General features: G+C 67.3%; 5 protein-coding genes and 1 pseudogene. 5 read left to right on the forward strand and 1 reads right to left on the reverse strand.

Annotated features, from left to right (window positions below; translation table 11 throughout):
* Positions 1-126, forward strand: a pseudogene (locus tag EOA22_RS39125) (precorrin-2 C(20)-methyltransferase); the annotation flags it as partial.
* Positions 123-887, forward strand: coding sequence for a precorrin-3B C(17)-methyltransferase (locus tag EOA22_RS28240; RefSeq protein WP_063168244.1), 765 nt, complete (start codon positions 123-125; stop codon positions 885-887). The pseudogene EOA22_RS39125 and the gene EOA22_RS28240, both read left to right, overlap by 4 nt.
* Here EOA22_RS28240 and EOA22_RS28245 read toward each other — a convergent pair.
* Positions 851-1,627: a cobalt-precorrin-6A reductase gene (locus EOA22_RS28245; RefSeq protein WP_063168245.1), complete on the reverse strand. Its 777-nt coding sequence runs from the start codon at positions 1,625-1,627 to the stop codon at positions 851-853. The two genes, EOA22_RS28240 and EOA22_RS28245, sit on opposite strands and share 37 nt — an antisense overlap.
* A gap of 1 nt (position 1,628) precedes the next feature.
* Between EOA22_RS28245 and EOA22_RS28250 the strand changes: the two genes are divergently transcribed.
* From EOA22_RS28250 to EOA22_RS28260, 3 genes are all read left to right on the forward strand, one after another.
* Positions 1,629-2,858 carry a bifunctional cobalt-precorrin-7 (C(5))-methyltransferase/cobalt-precorrin-6B (C(15))-methyltransferase gene (locus EOA22_RS28250; protein WP_063168246.1) on the forward strand — a complete coding sequence of 410 codons (1,230 nt, stop codon included), beginning with the start codon at positions 1,629-1,631 and terminating at the stop codon, positions 2,856-2,858.
* Positions 2,855-3,241, forward strand: a complete 387-nt coding sequence (locus tag EOA22_RS28255) for a cobalamin biosynthesis protein (RefSeq protein WP_013531079.1) — start codon at positions 2,855-2,857, stop codon at positions 3,239-3,241. Before EOA22_RS28250 ends, EOA22_RS28255 begins: the two co-directional genes overlap by 4 nt.
* Positions 3,238-3,398 (forward strand): SAM-dependent methyltransferase (locus tag EOA22_RS28260; RefSeq protein ID WP_245478707.1); only part of this gene is annotated, 161 nt, incomplete at its 3' end. The genes EOA22_RS28255 and EOA22_RS28260, both read left to right, overlap by 4 nt.

Consider the following 3,398-nt stretch of genomic DNA (forward strand, 5'->3'; position numbering starts at 1 on the left):
GGCACCATGGCCGGCAGCGTCTCGATGAAGCTTGCCGACAAAAAGGACGACAAGGCGCCCTACTTCGCCATCGTGCTGGTCGCCGGCTGGTCCGGCCGCCCCGGCGCCGTGGGAGCGCAGGTATGAGTGGCCGTCTCATCGTCATCGGCCTTGGCCCCGGCAATGCCGATCAGGTCACCCCGGAGGCCAGCCGCGCTGTCGCCGAGGCGAAATTCTTTTACGGCTACAAACCCTATCTCGACCGGCTGGACCTGCGCCCGGACCAGACCCGCGTCGCTTCCGACAACCGCGAGGAACTCGCCCGCTCCAAGGACGCATTGAGCAAGGCTGCAGAGGGCCATGACGTCGCCGTGGTCTCCGGCGGCGATCCCGGCGTGTTCGCCATGGCGGCGGCCGTCTGCGAGGCGATCGAGGCCGGTCCGGTCGAATGGCGCGCAGTCGATGTCGCCGTGGTGCCCGGCATCACCGCCATGCTTGCGGTTGCCGCCCGCATCGGCGCGCCGCTCGGCCATGATTTCTGCGCCATCTCGCTCTCCGACAATCTAAAGCCATGGGAGTTGATCGAACTGCGCCTGCTGGCGGCGGCCGGTGCCGGCTTCGTCATCGCGCTTTACAACCCGATCAGCAAGGCCCGCCCCTGGCAACTCGGCCGCGCCTTCGAGTGCCTGACCGCCATCCTGCCGGGCACCACGCCGGTAATCTTCGGCCGCGCCGCCGGTCGCCCGGACGAGCGTATCGAGGTCTACCTGCTGGCCGATGTCGAGGCTGAAAAGGCGGACATGGCGACCTGCATCATCATCGGCTCGCCGGAAACCAGGATTATCAAGCGCACGGAGAAGCCGGCGCTGGTCTACACGCCGCGCTCGTCCACGGGACGGACAAAATGATCGATCCCAAATCGATCGACAATGGCGGCCAGCGCTTCGACGGTTTCAGCCGAGGGCACGTCCGGCAGATCAGGCCTGCGGATCATGACCACCTCGATGCCAAGCGCCCGCGCCGAGGCGATCTTGCCAAAGGTCGCCTCGCCGCCGCTGTTCTTGGACACCACGACATCGATGCGGTGCCTTTCGAGCAGCGCGCGTTCCTCCGCGTCGCGAAACGGGCCACGGGCCAACAGATATTCGGCGTCGGGCACGGCCAGCTTCGGCTCGACCGGATCGACACTGCGAATGACATAGTGGTGCTGGGGCGCTGCTTCGAAAGCCGCAACCTCTTGCCGGCCCAGTGCCAGAAAAACGCGGCGCGGCGCCGGTCCAAGCGCTTGCGCGGCATCGCCGACCGTACCGACCAACGTCCAGCGGTCGCCTTCGACAGGCTCCCAGCCGGGACGCCGCAGGGCAAGGATCGGCACGCCGGCCATGCGCGCGGCTTGTGCGGCATTGGCGGAGATTTGCGCCGCATAGGGATGCGTGGCGTCGATCAGCAGATCGGTGGCCGTTTCCGTGAGGTAAGCGGCCAGCCCGTCGGCGCCGCCAAAGCCTCCGCTTCGCACCGGCACGCCTTGCGCGACCGGGCTTTCGGTGCGGCCGGCCAGCGACAGTGTGACCGAGGCACGCGCCGCCAGTTTTCCGGCCAGTTGCCGCGCTTCGGTGGTGCCGCCGAGGATCAGGATACGGTGGGTCATTATGCCTGCTGAGCGTCAATCGCGAGCCGCCTGGCTGACAGTCGTCGGCATCGGCGAGGACGGTTTAGCGGGTCTCGGCGACGAGGCCAAGCAGCGGATTGCCCAGGCTGAGATCATCTTCGGCGGCAAGCGGCACCTCGCCCTTGTCGCTTCCTTCGCCAAGGGCGAGCCGCGCCCATGGCCGGTTCCGTTCGATGCCGAGATGGCTGACGTGCTGGCGCTCGCCGGCAGGAACGTCTGTGTGCTCGCCTCCGGCGATCCCTTCTTCCACGGCGTCGGCGCCACGCTCGCCCGCAAGGTCAAGGCGCAAGAGATGCACGTTATCCCCGCGCCTTCAGCCGTTTCACTGGCGGCCGCCCGGCTCGGCTGGGCGCTGCAGGATATCGAAACCGTCTCGCTGCACGGCCGGCCGCTCGACCTGATCCGGCCACTGCTGCAGCCAGGCGCGCGCATCCTGGCGCTGACCTCGGATGCAGAAGCCCCCGCGGCGATTGCCCGCCTGCTCGCGGAACTCGACTTCGGCGCATCGCGGCTGACGATCCTGGAGGCGTTGGGTGGGCCAAGCGAGACCCAGCGCTCGGTCCGCGCCGATGCCTTCGACCTCGAAAACCTCAATCCGCTCAACGTGCTGGCGGTCGAAGTTGAATCCGGTCCGGACGCGCGCGTGCTGCCGCTCACATCAGGCCTTGCCGATCACCTGTTCGACCATGACGGCCAGATCACCAAGCGCGAAATCCGCGCGATTACCCTGTCGGCGCTGGCGCCGCGGCGCGGCGAGTTGCTGTGGGACATCGGCGCCGGCTCCGGTTCCATCGGCATCGAATGGATGCTGGCCCACCCTTCGATGCGCACTTTTGCCATCGAGGCCGATCCGGTGCGCGCTGCCCGTATTGGCCACAACGCCGCCGCTTGTGGCGTTCCCGGCCTTGTCGTGGTCGAAGGCGCCGCGCCCAAGGCGCTAGCCAGACTGGATACGCCTGACGCGATCTTCATCGGCGGCGGCGGCAGCGACACCGGCGTCTTGAGCACAGCCATCAAGGTGCTTCGCTCGGGCGGCCGTCTCGTGGCAAACGCGGTGACGCTGGAGATGGAAGCCCTGCTTCTTGCCCAACATACGAAGCTCGGCGGCGATCTCACGCGGATAAACATCTCCCGGGCCTCGCCGGTCGGCTCGATGCCGGCCTGGCGGCCGGCCATGCCAGTGACGCAATGGAGCTGGATGAAGCCATGATGGTCGCAGGCATAGGCTGCCGAAAGGGCGTGGGCGTCGAAGAGGTGCTTGCGGCGATCGAAACGGCGCTGGAGGCGCATGGGTTGGCGATGACGGCGCTGTCGGCACTGGCGACTGCCGCGTTCAAGAAGGATGAAGAAGCGATCGCCGCCGCTGGCCGCACGCTGAGTCTTCCCGTCATCGTCGTCGACGACTCAGCACTTCAAGCTGCCTCGTCGGATACGCTCAGCCATTCCGATCTCTCGCAGGATGTTGCCGGCACACCATCGGTCTCCGAGGCGTCCGCCCTCGCCGTGGCCGGCACAGGCGCAAAACTGCTTGGCCCCCGCACCGTGCTCGGCCCGGTCACCTGTGCCATCGCCATCAGCGGAGATGCGCCATGACCGTTCATTTCATCGGCGCCGGTCCAGGTGCGGCCGACCTCATCACGCTGCGCGGCGCAAGGCTTTTGGCAAACTGCCCGGTTTGCCGGCATGCCGGCTCGATCGTCGCGCCCGAATTGCTGCAGCACTGCGCGCCGGGGACAAAGCTGGTCGACAC

This window comes from Mesorhizobium sp. M7A.F.Ca.US.014.04.1.1 (genome assembly GCF_003998745.1).
Taxonomy (GTDB): domain Bacteria; phylum Pseudomonadota; class Alphaproteobacteria; order Rhizobiales; family Rhizobiaceae; genus Mesorhizobium; species Mesorhizobium ciceri.